This window comes from Shewanella sp. 2_MG-2023 (assembly GCF_030548905.1).
Classification (GTDB): domain Bacteria; phylum Pseudomonadota; class Gammaproteobacteria; order Enterobacterales; family Shewanellaceae; genus Shewanella; species Shewanella electrodiphila.
The window spans coordinates 74,483-92,296 of sequence record NZ_JAUOSO010000001.1 but is presented as its reverse complement, the minus strand read 5'-3'; the positions used below and the strand labels follow the sequence as shown (position 1 = coordinate 92,296).

4 protein-coding genes are annotated in these 17,814 nt (G+C 44.8%); all 4 read right to left on the bottom strand.

Translation table 11 applies throughout. From position 1 onward, the window contains the following. Positions 1–8: 8 nt before the first annotated feature. Genes Q4600_RS00350 through Q4600_RS00335 form a run of 4 tightly spaced genes read right to left on the bottom strand, consistent with a single transcriptional unit; the run spans position 9 to position 17,474 of the window. Positions 9–6,107, bottom strand: a complete 6,099-nt coding sequence (locus Q4600_RS00350) for a beta-ketoacyl synthase N-terminal-like domain-containing protein (RefSeq protein WP_303512805.1) — start codon at positions 6,105–6,107, stop codon at positions 9–11. Continuing rightward, entirely contained in the window at positions 6,104–8,335 is a 2,232-nt protein-coding gene (locus Q4600_RS00345; protein ID WP_303512806.1) for a PfaB family protein, read from the bottom strand. Before Q4600_RS00345 ends, Q4600_RS00350 begins: the two co-directional genes overlap by 4 nt. After that, positions 8,332–16,644 (bottom strand): type I polyketide synthase, encoded by an 8,313-nt coding sequence (locus Q4600_RS00340; RefSeq protein WP_303512809.1) that lies wholly within the window; start codon positions 16,642–16,644, stop codon positions 8,332–8,334. Before Q4600_RS00340 ends, Q4600_RS00345 begins: the two co-directional genes overlap by 4 nt. Next, positions 16,641–17,474: a helix-turn-helix domain-containing protein gene (locus Q4600_RS00335; RefSeq protein ID WP_102527927.1), complete on the bottom strand. Its 834-nt coding sequence runs from the start codon at positions 17,472–17,474 to the stop codon at positions 16,641–16,643. The genes Q4600_RS00340 and Q4600_RS00335 overlap by 4 nt, the downstream gene beginning before the upstream one ends. Between the last annotated feature and the right edge of the window lie 340 nt (positions 17,475–17,814).

The window sequence follows — 17,814 nt, the reverse complement described above, 5'->3', positions numbered from 1 at the left end:
TTATTCCTTTATGCCTCTTCGATACAGATTGCGATGTCTTTAACTTCGTATATACGTAAACCGTCTTTGCTTAGGTTTGCGTCACCAACAATAATGCGTTTGCCGTTTTCATCTTTAACTGCACTGATGTGCACATCTAACGACATTTGTTTATTCAGTGGGTTAATTTGGCCACGGTACTTCCATTTGATGTCAGATAAAATCTGACCAAATTTAGGGTTAGTGAAACCTTTACCTAAGTCTTTACTGATGGCGTAAGTTTGCATTAACTCGATAATCGCTTCAACGCCTAATGAACCCGGCATCACAGGATCTTGATGGAAATGGAACTGGAAGAACCAATCACTTGGGTCAATGGTGCGAGATGCAGACAAGTAACCTAAACCATTTTTGCCCCCTTTATCAACGATTTCAGCTTTGTCGATAAAGTTAAGCTGACCACCGGCTAGACGGTAATGTGGCTGATTAGCAGGCGCATGGAATACGCGAGATTGCTTATCCAGTAAATCAACGCTGATATCGGCAGCAACATTGTTTTCAACATGCCAAGGCTGCGTGATGCGGCCATTATCAATACCCAGTTGGTTTTTAAGTGCATCGCCTTTGAAGTAACCAAATACCGCACTGCCTTTGTAGAAAGGCTCGCCATCGACACTTAAATCAAAGGTGAAGCTTTGAATAATGTTACTGCCAGCTATCACGGTAGATAACAGTTTTGAGTCGTTAACAATGGTTTTACCGCGTAAATCCACATCGCGGAGTAACTCGCCACTACCATCTAGGTTACGGAAGAATAATTCTTCACCAGGGAAGCCTAATGTCGTGCCCATGTAACCAGAGATAAAGCCGTTTGGTTGCAATGAGATTTCCATTAGTACTGAATATGGCATTACAGAGGCATGGCTGTTTTTAGCAAAATACCATGCATCCGTTGGCACTTCGTATTCAGCGATACATGACGATGGTTTTTTAAGTTCGCCACGTTTACCGTCAATATCGATAATACGAGTGGTTAACTGTAAGTCGCCACACGGCGTACGCGGTGGAATAAAGCCGCGATAGATACTGAAGTCAGGGCCAAAACAGTTCTCGATGTTTCCTGTGGCAAATTCAAACATGTGATAAGCAGTGAACGGCAACGTATCAGGGGTGCGGTTTGGATAGTCAGGGATCAGCGGCGCTTCAACATGCTGCAGTGGGATAACCCCTTTGTTGGTTGGTGCGCTTAAGTCAGGCACTTGCGCCATTAACGGTGCATTTGTTGATGCAGGCGTATTATGGCTATTGTTGTTTTGGACTGTGCTTGAAATGATAGCACTTGTCTCAGAAGTGTCGCCGATGAAACGGGTACATTCGGCTTCTTCTTTAATCATCACACCAAGGTTTTGGAAATCAACTACCGCTTTACCATTGAGTAAAATATCAATGTTTGCTTTTGCAAATGGGCGATGGTGAGTACCAATTTCAGTGATTTCCATGCGGTACGTTAATTCGCCATGTTGCGGCAGTACTTGACCACGACAACGTACTTTTTGCGACGCATTTTCAAGTGGTTGGAAGCGACCGTTTTCAACTAAGGTGTGCATGCCGATGTGCAACATAAAGAATTGCAGTAATTGGCCACAACCTTCTGCCATTAGCGAGCCTGCCATCACTTGGTCACCTTGGAAATGACAAGGGAAGTACCAATGATCAGGTGCTAGGGTTTTGTGGCCTTCAATAAAGCCTAAACCCCAAGCGCCGCCATGAACTTGCAGGTTGCCAACTTGCTCAATCATCAAGAACTTTTCTGAAGCGAAACATAACGAGTCTTGTTTACCCGAAGCTTGTTGATGGTTATGGTGTTCACCACTAAAACAACCACCAATATCGGCATTCAGTAGATGATGGATTTGTCCATAATCAAACTCAGTTTGCGCGCAATGCAGTAGCGGTTCAAAACGAGGTTTGTTCGGGTTGTTTAATGCTGTTTCACGGATTTTGATTTCATCATCAGTGCGAATAACGCCTTTGCCATCATCCAACTCTTGATCGGTAAAGAAACCAGCACAACCGCCATCCATTTTCAGGATCATCTTATCGCCAACAAAGCACTCGTAAGAAAAGAAGAATAATAAGGTGTCGCCATTTTTAGCAAAGTTGTTGATTTTAATATCGTAACGTAAGGTATCGCCGCCACGAGGTAAGTCATCTAAGAAGGTTAACGTACAATCAAGAAGACGATAAACGCGCTCACCTTTGTTCTCAAAATCAATGCCTAAGTAGCTGATCAGCATTAAATCGCATTGGCCTGACTCAACGGCTACTGCCCATGGAATTTGTCCGTCAACTAAATACGGCGCATCTTCAGGGATGTCGTATTCCGTTGTCATGCTACATGGCTTGTATTGATTCATGGTGGCATCGAGCTTAGTTACACGAGATACCAATAAGTAATCTGTTGTAGGAAGGCGTACACGACGTGAGTAGTTATCAATCACAGCGTAATCAGGGCCGAATACTTTGGCAATATCGCCTTCGGCATATTCCACTAAATCAGCATAATTCCAAATACATGGCTTATCTGCTGGCACTGGCGCTGTGTATGGCGGCACGTTGGCATGATCTGGACGTAAAACTGGAGCTGGTGCTACTGGCTGAGCTAACACGTTTGCTGCTTGGATAGGTGCAACAGCTTGTGCAATCGATTGGGCAACATAAGGCTGACCATTCGCATGGGCTAGCTCTTGCTTTAAGAGCGCGTCTGCCACTTTTAAACCTTGCTCACGGCTCTTCAAAAACGCTAACTGCGCTTGATGGGCTAACCATTGGTTTTGCTCAAAAGCAGTTAAGTGTGCAGGTGGCACTTGGCTGATGGCAACACTTGGCATTTGGCTGATGGCGGTTTGAGGCGAAGCGACTTGCTTCGGCGCTGACAGGCTTGGTTTAGGGTTAAACTGGGTTGAACGATCAGAAAACGGCATAGAAGTCTCTGTTGTCATTGAAATTGGGGGAGTAGTGTCAGCTGTCACAGCATTTGTATTTGCTGGCGCAATAAACTGGTTACGCTCGGCCATCGTTAACGGAGTGCTTTTAGCTACTGGCGTTAATTTGGCCGTTTTAGCGCGAATACTGTCTAACTCAGGTAAAGGTGCATCGACAATATGTTGATAAATATCGCGGCCACCTAAGCTGACTTGTTTCACTAAGCTCAGTTTTTTGGCGGTTTGCTGGCCAATATTTGTGTTTATTCGGGTCTTAAGCGCTGTTGATTGCTGCGCTGATTGACTAACGAGCAGTTGCGAACATTGGTTTTCACTCATTGTGGCTACAACAAGATTTTGACTTGTTGAATCTGTTTTAAGTGATAAAACGCCATGCAATAAGCTGGCAATACCCGATGCTGCAAACGTATGGCCAATGCACTGCTGCGCTTGGCTCGGGCTTGATTGGCTAAACATTTGCGATAACTGCTGCACTGCACTGATATTATTTGGCAATACCTGTGCATCTGGTGCTTGGTTAAGCTCCAGGGCATTAATCTGCTCAGCCGCTAACCCAGCAGGGGTTAACAAGTTATCGCTGATGCTACTGACTTGTTCGCTATGACCAAAGGCTAACGTATTAATTGTACCGTAGCTATTTTGCAGTAATATTGATGTGTCATGTTCAGTGATTGGTGATTCTACTGCGCCTAAGGCTTGATGAATTAAATCTAACGACTCGACATTAACAGCTTTTGGTGTGGCGGTTTGCAGAACAATTGCACCAGCACCTTCACCAATATTAAGCGTTTGCTGCTGAGCTGTTTTCGCCCCTGTTTTCGCCCCTGTTTTCGCTAAGTTGGCCGTTTTTAGCACCATATTTTCAATACTGCCAGATAAATCAACCGCGGCAATAATCACTGCATCTAATGGCTCTTGACGAGATTCCATCGAGAATAAGTTTTGCGCCACATCAATACAGCGATTAACCGACTGCTCGCCCGCTGAAATCGTAAAGGCTGGGCCATTGAAATCCCATAACGATGAGATACGCGACGCCATAATATTACCAATGAAACTGGTATATTGGTTGAGCTTAGCGGCATCTAACACGCTGTCCATGGCAATGGTTTCAAGTGCTTGGTATTCAGAGTCAGATAAGCTTACGCCATGGGCCTTAAGGCTTGCTGCTATTTGGGTATGCAAATTGACTCGACCGCGGAATTGATGCAATTCAAGTTCAGTTTCCATTGCCACAAGCACGGCTACCTTACTACCTGACTCAAGCTTGGCATCATGTATCGCTTCATCAGCCACTTTCATTAATAACAGCTGCTGAGAAATCAAGCGGTCATCTTCATTTGGCGGCACTTTGAAACGTAAAAAGTCGAAATCAAACTGGTCGATATAAGCGCCCATTGGCGCTGTTTCTGCAATGCCAAATTGGCTTAATAATTCAGGGTGTTTATCAAGGCCTTTCCAACGTTTTGCTGGTAATGCACTAAAAGCATTTTGCTGAGTTGCAACGGCATTAGCGAATGTATTAATGGTGCTAAGGGAGCCAAAGTGCGATGCCATGCCGGTAATATGCATAGGTAATTGCGCATTGATTGTCGTTGAATGAGTCGTTGAATGAGTCGTTGAGTGTGACGGGGTGCTAATGCTGTTATTAGCATTACCTTTAGCAAAGTAAGACTCAACCAATAAATGAGCATTACAGCCACCAAAACCAAAAACCGATACCCCAGCATGGCGGGCTTTATTGCCTGCTTTGTCTGGCCAAGGTAATACATCATTGGGTAATGTGGCTGGGCCAAACATCTCCGATGGAGATGCAATCGGCGCGCTAATGTTAATACTTGGCGGTAACATGCCTTGGCGCATAGCAAAAATCATTTTCATGATCCCAGGCATACCCGCTGCAGTCAGTAAATGGCCTAAGTTAGATTTGGCTGAACCGATGAGCGGCGTGTTGCTTCCTTTGAGCTTGTCACTGAAAAAGCGCTCCATTGAAGTCAGTTCAACTTTATCACCTAAAGGTGTGCCTGTTGCATGACACTCAATCACTTCCACTTTGTCTGGTCCAAAACGCTCAGAGCCAGCACTTTCATCGTGCATTGCTGCGTCAGCATAAGCACGCTCAAATGCTTTAACTTGACCATCGCTATTCGGGCTTAATACAAATTGACCTTTGCCGTCATTTGATAATCCAATACCGCTAACCAACGCATAGATATGGTCGCCATCGCGCTCAGCATCTTCAAGACGTTTTAGCACTAAAACACCAGCGCCTTCACCAGCAAATAAACCTTTTGAGTTACTATCAAAAGGCGCTGAAATACCATGGTCAGGGTAGGCGTGGAAAATGGAGAAACCCATGTTAATAAAGAATGGGTCAGCGCCAGACACTGCGCCAGCAAGCATCATGTCAGCTTTGCCTGTATGCAAATAATCACAGGCAAGTTTTAGCGAGTAAACTGAACTTGCACAGGCGGCATCTAGGCTTAATTGCGCAGCGCCTAAACCCAGCGCGTCAGCCACTAACTTTGAGGCGTTATGAGCAATCGCACCGTTAGATAACGAGGCCGGTGTCGCCTGCGTTGCAAAGCCTTCAGAGTCAAATGCTTGCAGGGTAAAATCAGCTTGCTGCAGTTTATGCTGTAAGGCTTTTTCTACCGCGCTGTGATACAGCGGGACAAACAACTCATTCGATTTTGCTGTTGGGAACGATAAGGTTCCCATTACAATCCCTGTACGGCTTAAGCTAGCTGCATTTTGTGGGTTTGTAATATCAATGCCAGCATCATTTAATGCGTTGCGGGCAGTATCTGTTGCCCATAAAAAGCTGTCATCAAGGCCGTCAAATTGCGCCGCTGGGATTTTGTAACCATTAGCATCAAAACTGAAGTTTTGAATATAACCGCCTTTATCACAATAAAAGCGGTCTGACTGACCTTGTACACCAGTAAAATCAGCAGGGTTAGCATTGAGTTTTTGGCTGCTAATGGTTGTGCGAGAATCTTTTTTATCTAATAGATTCTGCCAAAACTTTGCCGGTGTATCCGCATCAGGATATTGGGTTGCTAAACCGACAATCGCAATTTTTGGCAAACTCGCGTGTTGTGTATTCGATTGAGAACTCAAGATTGTTCTCCTTCTAATTGTGAGGCTAACTGAGAGTTTGATTGACTCATCGCAGTTTGACTTTTTTGTGCACTCATAAGTTGCGTAGTCAAAAGGTTGGTTAAACCATCAGTTAAATAATTGAGTGATAACGGCACGTTGTGAGCCACAAGTTGAGCAATACATTTCAGTAGCGCTGTTAGGTCATCGCCGCCTTTAGCATTAGTTGCAATGGCTTGGCATGCTGAATTCATTACTGTATTGGGGGCTTCAGTGGTGCGGGCAATTTTATCGATTAAGGTGCTGGTTTGTCTGTCTGCACCAATTTCAACGAATAAACTGGCGCCTTGTTTACGTGTATTGTTTACTAATTCCGTAAAATTCAGCGGGTGGCAGAATGTATCAGCAATAGAGTCTGCAATTGCTTCGCTGGTGACGCTAACAGGTATAGTGCTGGCAGCGCTCATAAATTGTATTTGCGCCGCTTGTGCATCAAGTACAGCCTGGTCATGAAGCGGTTGCTGATAAAATGTTTGCACATTGTCGCGTATTAGCATCGCAGGTTGGGTGTGCATCGCAGTAACACGATTCGCAGCAATCCCACGTTTACCTATTTGCTTAAGTAGCGCTTTACAGCTTTGCTCACAACCAGCAAGTACGCAGGTGTCGCCTTGAACGATGGCGAGATAAGCACGAGGGTAGTCACTTAATGCCGCTTCTATGATGCTTGGCTCAGCGCGAACCACAAAACTATTCCAGACAATATCTTCATCATGATTCAATTGCCATGCTTGACGCACGCAATCTAATCGACCTGAAATGTCGGTGGTGAAAATGCTATTGGTTTGAGTAGCTTCAATCATATTGTGCGGTGTTTTCCACACATCAAGACTGGCCCACATCGACGCTTCACCCATAGAGTAACCCATGGCATAATTTGGTTTTATAGCAAAGTGCTGGGTTAATATCTTAGTTAAAATATAACTCACACCGACACCAGCAATGGCCAGTTTATCTAGGCTCATATCTGATACTTTGGCATTTTCAGCGTAAATGCTTTCTGCTTGCAGCATGGCTTTGACGTCGCCTTCACGTTCTAATTGTGAAAACAGCGTTGGAAAGTAACTGGGTAATTGAGCAAACATTTGTGGGTAAACAGTACCTACGCCGGGGTAGACAAAACAGACGCCACTATGCGCATCTTTTTGTTGGGGTGAAGTATGTAAACAGCTCCCAGACGGCGTTTTGTAATCGAGTTCTGTTGTGTTGTTATTTAATGCTGTTTCAACAGCCAATAGCATGGCTTCGGCTTCAGTAAAAGCTGCAGCTGCCGAGTTCGCCATGATCACGGCCGATAACGCGTTATTGTTAGCAAACTTTTCAAGCTGAGTGAGCATTAAAGTCATGATGTTATCTGACTGCGATTTAATGCTATCAAGTTGGGCGTGTAAGTCTGTTAATTGCAATTTGAACGCTTGCAAATTATCTGCAGATAAAGGGATAAATATCCGCTTTTCATCCAGCATGGATTTTGCCTGGGCAAGCTCAGTTCCTTGAACTAACACAGCTGCATGATGATGGGCGCCTTCAGTGATATTGAAGCAAGCCACGCGGCTTTGATGCATTTCGCTGAACCAGTATGTTGAACTGTCTGCAGTGAGGTTAGCAGGCATTTTAGGCATGCTTCGCGCTGCAATGTTGCCAACTAGCGTTATCAATTCAGCAAACTTATCTTTATAGCTGTTGCAATGAGTCGCATCCACTTGGATTGGGCTGATATGAGCGCGTTTCGCTTGAGATAATGCCTTAGAGGTTGCTGTTTTTGCATTACTATCATCGCCCATACCTGTTAAATAAGCATGGGGGTGGCAGCGATGCTTAGCAGCAACAATAGCTGGCATCATTAATAAACGATAAGGCATAGCAGGGTGGCTGAGTAGCACACTTTGCTGTTGTTCTATATGAACAATTGCTTGGGCTAAATAGTCACTAAAACTGATAGCTTGGTTTGCGGGGGCTGATGTGTCGTCTAACGATGACACATCAATTTCAAGCACGATAGCTGACAAACCAATACTGTCAGCTAAAGAACATGACTTGATGGCAGCAAAAGCTGAGCTGTTCATTTCAGCTTGCGCGGCGAATGAGAAAGACTCATTCGCCACTAACTTTAACGCGATGCGCATGTTAGCCGCACTTGCTGATGTTGTAGACTGTACTTTTTGTGCAGAAAGAGTTTGATTACTCACACAGACTCCTGCAAATCAGCTAATGCTTTAGCTGGGGCTAAAAAAGCCTCATTTAAGCTTTTGCTGATTGTCGTTTTAGCGTTTGTCATCGTACAACTTAGACGGCCATCTTGATGATATAAAGCAATGTCAGCCGTTAATGAGCGACTGGTACTTTTAACCACATTCAGCACTAAGTAGCCACTGTCACCTGATGCAAACGGTGCATAAGTGGTTAACTCACCAATAGTTGACGGTAAGCTGGCTGCATCATGCTTGATACGCGCCCACACTAACATGGCTTGCAGTAGCAAATCTTCAGCGAAAGCCTGACTACCACCTAAACCTGTTTGCGGCGTAAAGCTTGCACAATCTTTAGCATCAATTTGTGGTAATTCAACCGAACAAACCAACTGCTTATCGTCGGCAATTAACAGCTGCTTTATTCCTTGAAGGCGAGGGCCGTGGAATAAGCTGCCGTTGCTATATAGCTCGCTATCTGTGCTGATGATTTTGCCTGACTCAACTAACTGTTGGGCGTCTTTTGCCACTGTTGGTAGCGTGTCTGAAACAGCGACATTTCCGAGCTTCTCATTAACAACTTTCTCATTAACAACTTTCTCATTAACAAGGAGGCTGGCTTGATACTGAGGTCTAAGCAAACTATCCACATCATCACTTTGCATGCGACTAGCAATCAGTGCTGTTAAGCCTGATTCAGTTTGCGTCAGTTTCAGCGTTAATACTTGTGGCTCTTTAGTCTCGAAAATAATGCCTTTTAGCAGCTTATAATCTTGAACCAATACAGGCAGGCCACACAATTGCTGCGCAGTTTCACGCATCCATTGTATGGCGCACACTGTTGGTAGTACCGGATTACCCGCGATGCAATGATCTTCAATGAAGGGCATTGCAACAGGATTTAGTACTCGTTCAACACTCACCGTGTTACTCACAACACGGTGACTTGCAGCATTATTTAAAGAAAGAATCAGCGAACCCTCGGCATTATGCGAAGAGTCCGCATTAAGCTTTTTTACAGCAGCGCCTTCAGTTGATGCTGAACCTTGCATACTTGAACCGATTAATAGCTGTACACCAGACTCAGACAATAGACTGTGAGCAAACAAGTTTGCGCCTTTATCGAGCGGAATCACATATACGCCGCGTTCAACAAACATTTTCTTTAAGGCTGAACTGACCATACCGCCGTCCCAAGGTCCCCAGTTAAAGCTCATCACTTTTGCTTGCGGGTAGTTCGCTGCAAGTTGTAGTGCTGTCTTGTTAAGGATCTCATTCGACATTGAGTAATCACTTTGACCCGTATTGCCATAGAAACCCGCTGCAGATGAGAACATAGCAACCAGTTTTAGTTGGCTAGCATCAATCGCATTGATGATTCCGGCAAAACCCGACACTTTAGTGCCATAAACGCGGCCTAACTCGGCTAAGGTTTTGTCTTGAATGTGTTTATCGGCAAGTACGCCTGCACCGTGAATGATGCCAGTAATTGGCTTAATACCTGCTAATGACTGTTTAATCGCTGCATCTGAACTGACGTCCATGCTGATGTATTCAGCACTTGCGCCAACGGCTTTAAAGGCTGCGAGTGAACGATCAATTTCCAAACTGCTGGTTATCGGCCAAACTAAGGCATCAATTTGCTTAGGCGTTGGTTTGTCACCTTGTGATTGAATAAACTTAATTGCCGCTGCTTTCAGCTCAGATGCTTGCTTGTTTTGTGCCCAAGTCGGCAAGTTTGCTGCCAAATGTGCACTACGACCTGCAAGAATAAAGTGTGATTGAGTTTGCTTAGCAAGGGTTAGGGCGCACTCAAACGTCACACCTTTTGCGCCGCCAGTAACAAGTACTGTGTCACTACTATTGAGCGATGTTGTTTGGTAGCGAGTTTGCGCCGCTGTTGTTGCTGTGAGTGTGTGACGACCTTGGTCGCTAACACCGACTTCTGCAATGCTTGTTTCAACATCATAAAGCTCTGCAATCACTGCTTGAGCAAGCTCAACAGCTTCAAAACTTGGTGCAATATCTAATGCTCGACAAAACACGTTTGGCCACTCATGGCCGAGGGTTTTGGTGAGGCCAGATAAAGCAGCCTGGTTAAGCTCAGCTTTTGCCAGTTCAGTGGTATTTAAATAACCAAAGCCACCATCAATACGGCTCACTGTCATAAAGCTTACGCGTTGTGATTGTGCTAATTCGCTAAAACGACTTTGTAGATGTTTAGCCATTAAGAAAGCTTGCTCAACTGCGATAAATCCAGCATCACTTAATGGTAAGTTGCCTGATGTTGCGAGTTGAGGCTGCAGGTGAACAAAACCTGCAATTTTATGTTGCTTGCTGATTTTAGCTATTACATCGCTAATTGCATCATCACTAACCGTTGATAAAGTGAAGCTGGCAATATCGCTACTTAGCGGTGATTGCGCAGATGTCACAGATTCAGGGCTACGAATAACGGCGACGGTTAGGCCTGTTGCTACTAATTTTTCAGCTAAAACACCTGCGTTATGACCGTCATCATTGATAACGATACATGCGTCTTTTGAAAAACAGTCAACTAACTTATCCGCCGCTGGTAGCTTTTTTAGTGCGACTTCCTGATGAGGAGGTAAGTCGTTTGCTAAATCTGCTGTGGCTGTTGGTGCAGCTGCCGTTGATGCTGCAGTGTTCACAACACTGCTTGTCGTTAGTTTGCTGTTCATGTAGCTAACGATTTCGCCTAAAGTGCGACATTCTGCTAAATCTTCAGGATTTAGGTCTGGTAAGCCAGGTAGTTCGTCTTGAACAGTACCTAAGATTTCAACTCGCTTGATTGAGTCGATGCCTAAATCCGCTTCCATATCCATGCTTAGTTCAAGCATTTCCGTTGGGTAGCCGGTCTTTTCAGCAACCACAGTCATCATAGTGCTTTGAACTTGCTCTGCAGATAAACCTGACGGCGCGCTCAGGGCTGTCTCAGCTGATAAACCACTAACAGCTGGCGCTGCTACTTGAGAAGCGCCTGCTGCGGCCTGTGTATTAGCGCCTGCGGCTGCACTTGTAGGAAGAAGCTTGCTGTTCATGTAGCTGACGATTTCACCAAGTGTACGACACTCAGCTAAATCTTCAGGGTTAAGCTCTGGCAAGCCTGGTAGCTCGTCTTGAACAGTACCTAAAATCTCAACACGTTTGATTGAGTCGATGCCTAAATCCGCTTCCATATCCATGCTTAACTCAAGCATTTCCGTTGGGTAACCGGTCTTTTCTGCAACCACAGTCATCATGGTGTTTTGAACTTCTTGAGCTGATAAACCATTGTTAGCAGGAGCAACTTGCGTCACTGGTGCAGTGACAGTATTTGCACTGACTGCAGGAAGTTTGCTGTTCATGTAGCTGACGATCTCACCAAGGGTACGACACTCAGCTAAATCTTCAGGGCTTAACTCTGGCAGTGTTGGTAGTTCATCTTGAACGGTACCTAGAATTTCAACACGTTTGATTGAGTCGATGCCTAAATCGGCTTCCATATCCATGCTTAGCTCAAGCATTTCAGTTGGGTAACCCGTCTTTTCAGCAACCACAGTCATCATGGTGCTTTGAACTTGTTCAGCGCTTAAACCTACTGGAGCAGAACCAGTAGTTGGTAGCTGAGAGCCTTCAGCGGCACTTGTAGGCAGTTTAGAGCCTTCAGCTGGCAGCTTAGAGTTCATATAAGAAACGATTTCGCCCAAGGTACGACACTCAGCTAAATCTTCAGGACTCAATTCTGGCAATGTTGGCAGTTCATCTTGAACGGTACCTAAAATTTCAACACGCTTGATTGAATCAATACCTAAATCCGCTTCCATATCCATGCTCAACTCAAGCATTTCAGTTGGGTAACCCGTCTTTTCTGCAACCACAGTCATCATGGTGCTTTGAACTTGTTCAGCGCTTAAACCTACTGGAGCAGAACCAGTAGTTGGTAGCTGAGAGCCTTCAGCGGCACTTGTAGGAAGTTTAGAGTCTTCAGCTGGTAGCTTAGAGTTCATATAAGAAACAATCTCGCCAAGGGTACGACACTCAGCTAAATCTTCAGGGCTCAATTCTGGCAGTGTTGGTAGTTCGTCTTGAACTGTACCTAAAATTTCAACACGTTTGATTGAATCAATACCAAGGTCTGCTTCCATATCCATGCTTAGCTCAAGCATTTCAGTTGGGTAACCGGTTTTTTCAGCTACGACTTCAAGCATTGTATTAAGCACGGTTTCTGCGCTAAGACCTGATGCTGGTGCTGCAACAGCAGTTTGAGCTGCTATTTGAGTCCCTTCAGCGGGTAGCTTACTGTTCATATAATCAACGATTTCGCCAAGTGTACGACATTCAGCTAAATCTTCAGGGCTTAACTCTGGTAGCGTTGGTAGTTCGTCTTGAACGGTTCCTAGAATTTCAACACGCTTGATTGAATCGATACCAAGGTCTGCTTCCATATCCATGCTTAATTCAAGCATTTCAGTCGGGTAACCGGTCTTTTCTGCAACGACTTCGAGCATAGTGTTCAGCACTGTTTCTGCGTTTAAACCTGCAGGCGCTGCTGCAACTACCGGCGCAACGACAGGAGCTGTAATTGGGGCAGGTGCTTTTACTGGTTCAATACGTGGCGCTGGAGCAGCCATAGCGGCAGGTTTGGAAACAGGCGCTTGTACTGGAGCGGCTACTTTTACAGTTTCAACGACTGGTGCTGGCGCAGTAATCACTGGAGTTGCAGCGATAGGCGCATTAACTCTAGGAGTATTGATAACAGGAACTGCAACAACAGGCGCTGTCGCTACTGGTGCTTGACCAGTCAGCATGCTTAATGCGTTTTGGCTTGACTGTGCTTGTTGCTCAAGGAACAAAGTATGACTTTGTAGTGTTTGAGCTTGATGCTGGTGGAATAGCTCCATTGAGCGTTGTAGGCTCTCAGGAATAGCATGTCCTGCAGCAGCCATTTTACTTTGCTCGGCCATTAGATGAGTAAAGGTGTCACCATATTGCTGTGGAATGGCTAAGAACTGCTGATGCAAATCAGCGGCTTGCTGTTGTGCATTGAAGAACGCTTCTAAGCTGCCTGAAGCTGGAGCACTTTGTGCTGGAGCTTGAGGTGCTATTTTTTGAGGCGCTTGAGCAGCAGCGTTAGACACTGCAATTGAACCTGATGCGGCAACTTCAACGTATTCTGTTTTAATGACTTCTTTTTCCACGATTTTCTCTACTACTTTTTCAACCGGTACTTCAACCACTTTTTCGACAACTGTTTCAACAATTTGTGAAGTGACTTTGCCAGTGGTTAATGATTTTTCCATTTTAGCGCGGGTTGGTGCACTGATATGGTTTGAAGCTGTTAGCTTGACGTTCATGCCTTTCGGCACTGCAGGGGCGGCGATTTCTGCTTGATAAGGATCAACCTCCGTTAGCGGTGCGCCAAGAACGTTAAGTTGCATAGCCGCGATACGTAACTGCAGATCGCTGTTACCTTTCGGATTGGGGTTGATGCTAATCACTGATACGCTTTCTGCTTTGTTACCTAGCGTGGCTTCAACCAGTTTCTGCAAGATATTTTTAGGCCCGAATTCAACAAATACACGCGCTCCAGCGTCATACATGCTGTTTAACTGATCAGTAAAGCGAACCGACTGTAGCATGTGCTGTTTAAATGCCGCTTTAATCGACTTAGCATCCGTTGGATGTTTTTCACCGCTGGCATTTGAGAATAATTCAACTTTGCTGGCAGTAAACTTGGCTTTATCGATGGCTTTAGCGAATGGCTTTTGTGCATGTCCTACAAGTGGCGTATGGAATGCGCCAGATACAGGCAGTGCAATGGCTTTAAAGCCTAATGCGCTAATGGCTTTAGCTGCTTGTGCACAAGACTCTGTAGGACCTGCGATAACAAGCTGAGTCGCAGAGTTGTAATTAGCGACTTTTACACCGTCAAATTCAGCAATACAGGTTTCTAACTTAGCGATGTTATCGCTGTTTGCTGCATCAGCATCATTAGCTGGCAAGATAATGGCGTACATGGTGCCTTTATCTAATTCATTACCGTCTTTATCTATAGCCGATGAAGCCATAGCTGCGCCGCGAGCATATGAAAGCTGATAGTAATCATCATTTGAAATTACCCCAGCGGCACATAATGCTGAAAGCTCACCAAAACTATGACCTGCAAACATATCCGCGCTAAAGCCTGCCTGACTCAGTAACTGATACTGACTCATGCTGACTACGCCAATAGCACTTTGCGCGTTGTCGGTGCTGGTGAGTAATGCCACTTGTGCATCTTTATCTGCTTTTTCAAAAGCAGGAATAGGGAACATCACTTGTGACAGTGGTGTTTTGTCAAAGCTTGCAAACACTTTATCGGCTTTGATCAGTTGCTGACGCATTTCAGGGAAATGACAAGCGACTTCAATACCCATGTTGACGTATTGCGAGCCTTGGCCGGCAAATAACGCTGCGACTTTTGGTTCGCTAGTTGCTTTTTTACCCTTAGTTGTCACAGTGATGAGTGCTGATGAGCGGTAACTGGTACCCGATGGCAATTGCCATGCTTCTGAATCGTTATTAAGTTGCTTTAACGCTAAACCAAGCTGAGTGGTTAGCTCGGTAAGGCTTGATACCACAAGACCTAAGCGGGCAGCGGAATTTTCAATTTTAGTCACTGCATATTGCTTGGCAATGCGCGTGAGCTCTGCTTGCTCAATACTGCTATTGTCAGTACCTTTAAGCGCGCTGATTTCAGCGGTTAACTTATTCACTTCTGCAATTAAGGCTGTTTTGTTATCAGCACTAATTAATAAGCTTTGAGCCACTTGGCGTTGACGGTATTTGTCATCACGGCCGTGTTCTGGGCTATATTCTTCCAAGACTAAGTGGAAGTTAGTGCCACCAAAACCAAATGAGCTAATACCAGCACGACGTGGTGTGCCGTCAGGGCGAGGCATCCAAGGACGGGTTTCGGTATTAACGAAAAACGGTGAATCTTCAACGTTTAGTTTAGGGTTTGGCTTTGAGACGTTAATGGTTGGCGGCAGCACTTTGTGGTGCAGTGCAAGCGCAGCTTTAATCACACCAGCAGTACCAGCGGTTGATTTTGTGTGTCCTACTTGTGATTTAACCGAACCTAACGCAATGTGCTGTTTAGTCGGGTCATTTTCACCAAATACTGATTTAAGACCATTGAATTCGGCTACATCACCTGCTGCAGTGCCTGTGCCGTGCGCTTCAATTAAGCCAACAGTTTCAGGGGCAAAACCTGCATCATCATAAGCACGTTTTAGTGCTTTTGCTTGGCCTTCAGGGCGCGGAGCATAAATACTCTTGAACTTACCGTCTGATGAAGCGCCAACACCTTTAATGACTGAGTAAATACGGTCACCATCACGTTCTGCATCTTCAAGGCGCTTAAGTGCAACCATGCCGATACCTTCACCAATCATCATGCCTTTTGAATCGATATCAAATGGTTGAATCGTTTCATTGGTCGTGAACGCTGGGGTTTTTGAAAAGCTCATGTACATTGAAGGTGAGTTATCGGTACAAACACCACCAGTGATCATCATTTCACTGCGGCCTTCAACCAGCTCAGTTAATGCCATACGCATTGCGGCAAGTGAGCCTGCACATGCAGCGTCAACCACACAGTTCATGCCGCCTAAATCGAAGCGGTTAGCAATACGACCTGCAATAACATTACCTAGTGAGCCTGGGAATGAGTTTTCTTCCCAGTGAATGTATTGGTCTTGGAATTTTTTGATCAGCATATCGCTGTCAGCATCACTTAGGCCGCTGCTTTTGAATACCTTTTTAAGCACTGGGTATTGCAGGCGCGCCGTTAAGCTTGCATTGATTTTTTGACCGCCACCCACACCCAGCGTAATACCGATTTTGTCAGTGTCGTACTCAGAGGTAACACCCGCATCTGCAAGCACTTCTTTGGCAATGACTAGCGAAAGCAGCTGTGAAGTATCAGTTAGTTCTAAGATATTTGGCGGCAGGCCAAACTCCATTGGATTAAAGTCCACTTCTGGAATAAAGCCACCACGTTTACAGTAGCTTTTATCTGGCGTTGATTTATCAGCATCAAAGTAATCTTCAGGACGCCAGTGCGACTCAGGCACTTCGGTAATCGCATCAATTTTTTCACTGATTAAATCCCAAAATTTATTCAGGTAACGCGAATTTGCAAAAATGCCTGCCATGCCAACAATGGCAATTGGCATGTCTTTAAGGCGTTTATTTAATCTCGAATCTTGATATTGACTGTTTTCTTGAGAGGGCGTCTCAGGATTAGTAGGGGTTTGGCTCATTTTGAGTCTCCAGTACTCAGCTTATCCTTAGCTGATTTATTATTTTGAGGCGCGTTTTCTGCTGCAGTTGCACCAGGAAAACGAGCTAAAAATGTATGGTAATTTTTGACGAGTAACTTACGTAGATGAAACGGTCCGTGCTTTAACACATAAGCGATATATCGATTGGTCGCTTGTGTGTGGTTGTCTTGATAGATGTCGAGATAAACCCAGTCGGTTGCAAAATCGACACCGAGTAAAATTGAATAACTGTCTGCTTGTGTCAGTTGCGGTGGAATGGTTAATGAAACCACTTGTACCACGTTATCGGGCGTAGCCTCTGGTAGAGCAAGGGTGTTAGCCAGAGTTTCAGGGTTTAAGGTGTAAGTCGCTACATCTGTACCCTGAACAATGGGTAACTGATTAAAATATCGTTCAGGTACAAAAGGGCTTTCAAACTCATCGAGTTTGGATACACCGTAACGTTTAAGACAACGGGCTAAACCAGAGCGAGATACGTTTTCATTGATGAACTGTTGGGTGACTTTTAACAGCCTATCTAAAGGCATTTTCAACTGATAGCGCAACCCGACAACCACATACTCTTCCATTGGTGAAAGGGTGGTTTTTAAATGATGTGGGGTATTAGGTGTATCACTTATTGAGTCTCGCTTGCGCCACTTTCTGACTGTTGCTTCAGTAATATTAAGAATTTTAGCTAACTGGCTGACAGTAAACTCGGAAGTCTGAATGAATTGACGCATTTCAGGTGTCGTTGTTGCATTGCGATGGCGCACAGGTGTGTTTGCCGCATCACAATCGGAAGATACTTTTTTGCCAGGTTTTTTCATGGCAGATTTAGCTTGTCGGTTTGCTGTCATTTAAGGACGGCCATAGCAGAATGAATACTCCGTACAATCTATTGGGACTCTTAAAATCATAATGAAGATTAACGTTTGTTCATCTTCATTATTAGTGTTTTAGCATAAACGAGCATGCAGAGTACCTGAGGTTTCAGGTCGATACAATCACCCGAAACTAATTAATCACTGATACGACCAGAACTAGCTAACACTTGTAAGCTGAATGGGTGATTTTGTTATGAAAAATGGGGTCGGTGTAAAGACTGATCTAGGTCAATTTATTCACTTTCTTTCAGTCGTATACTGGTTTGAGTGCAAATAATAGGCA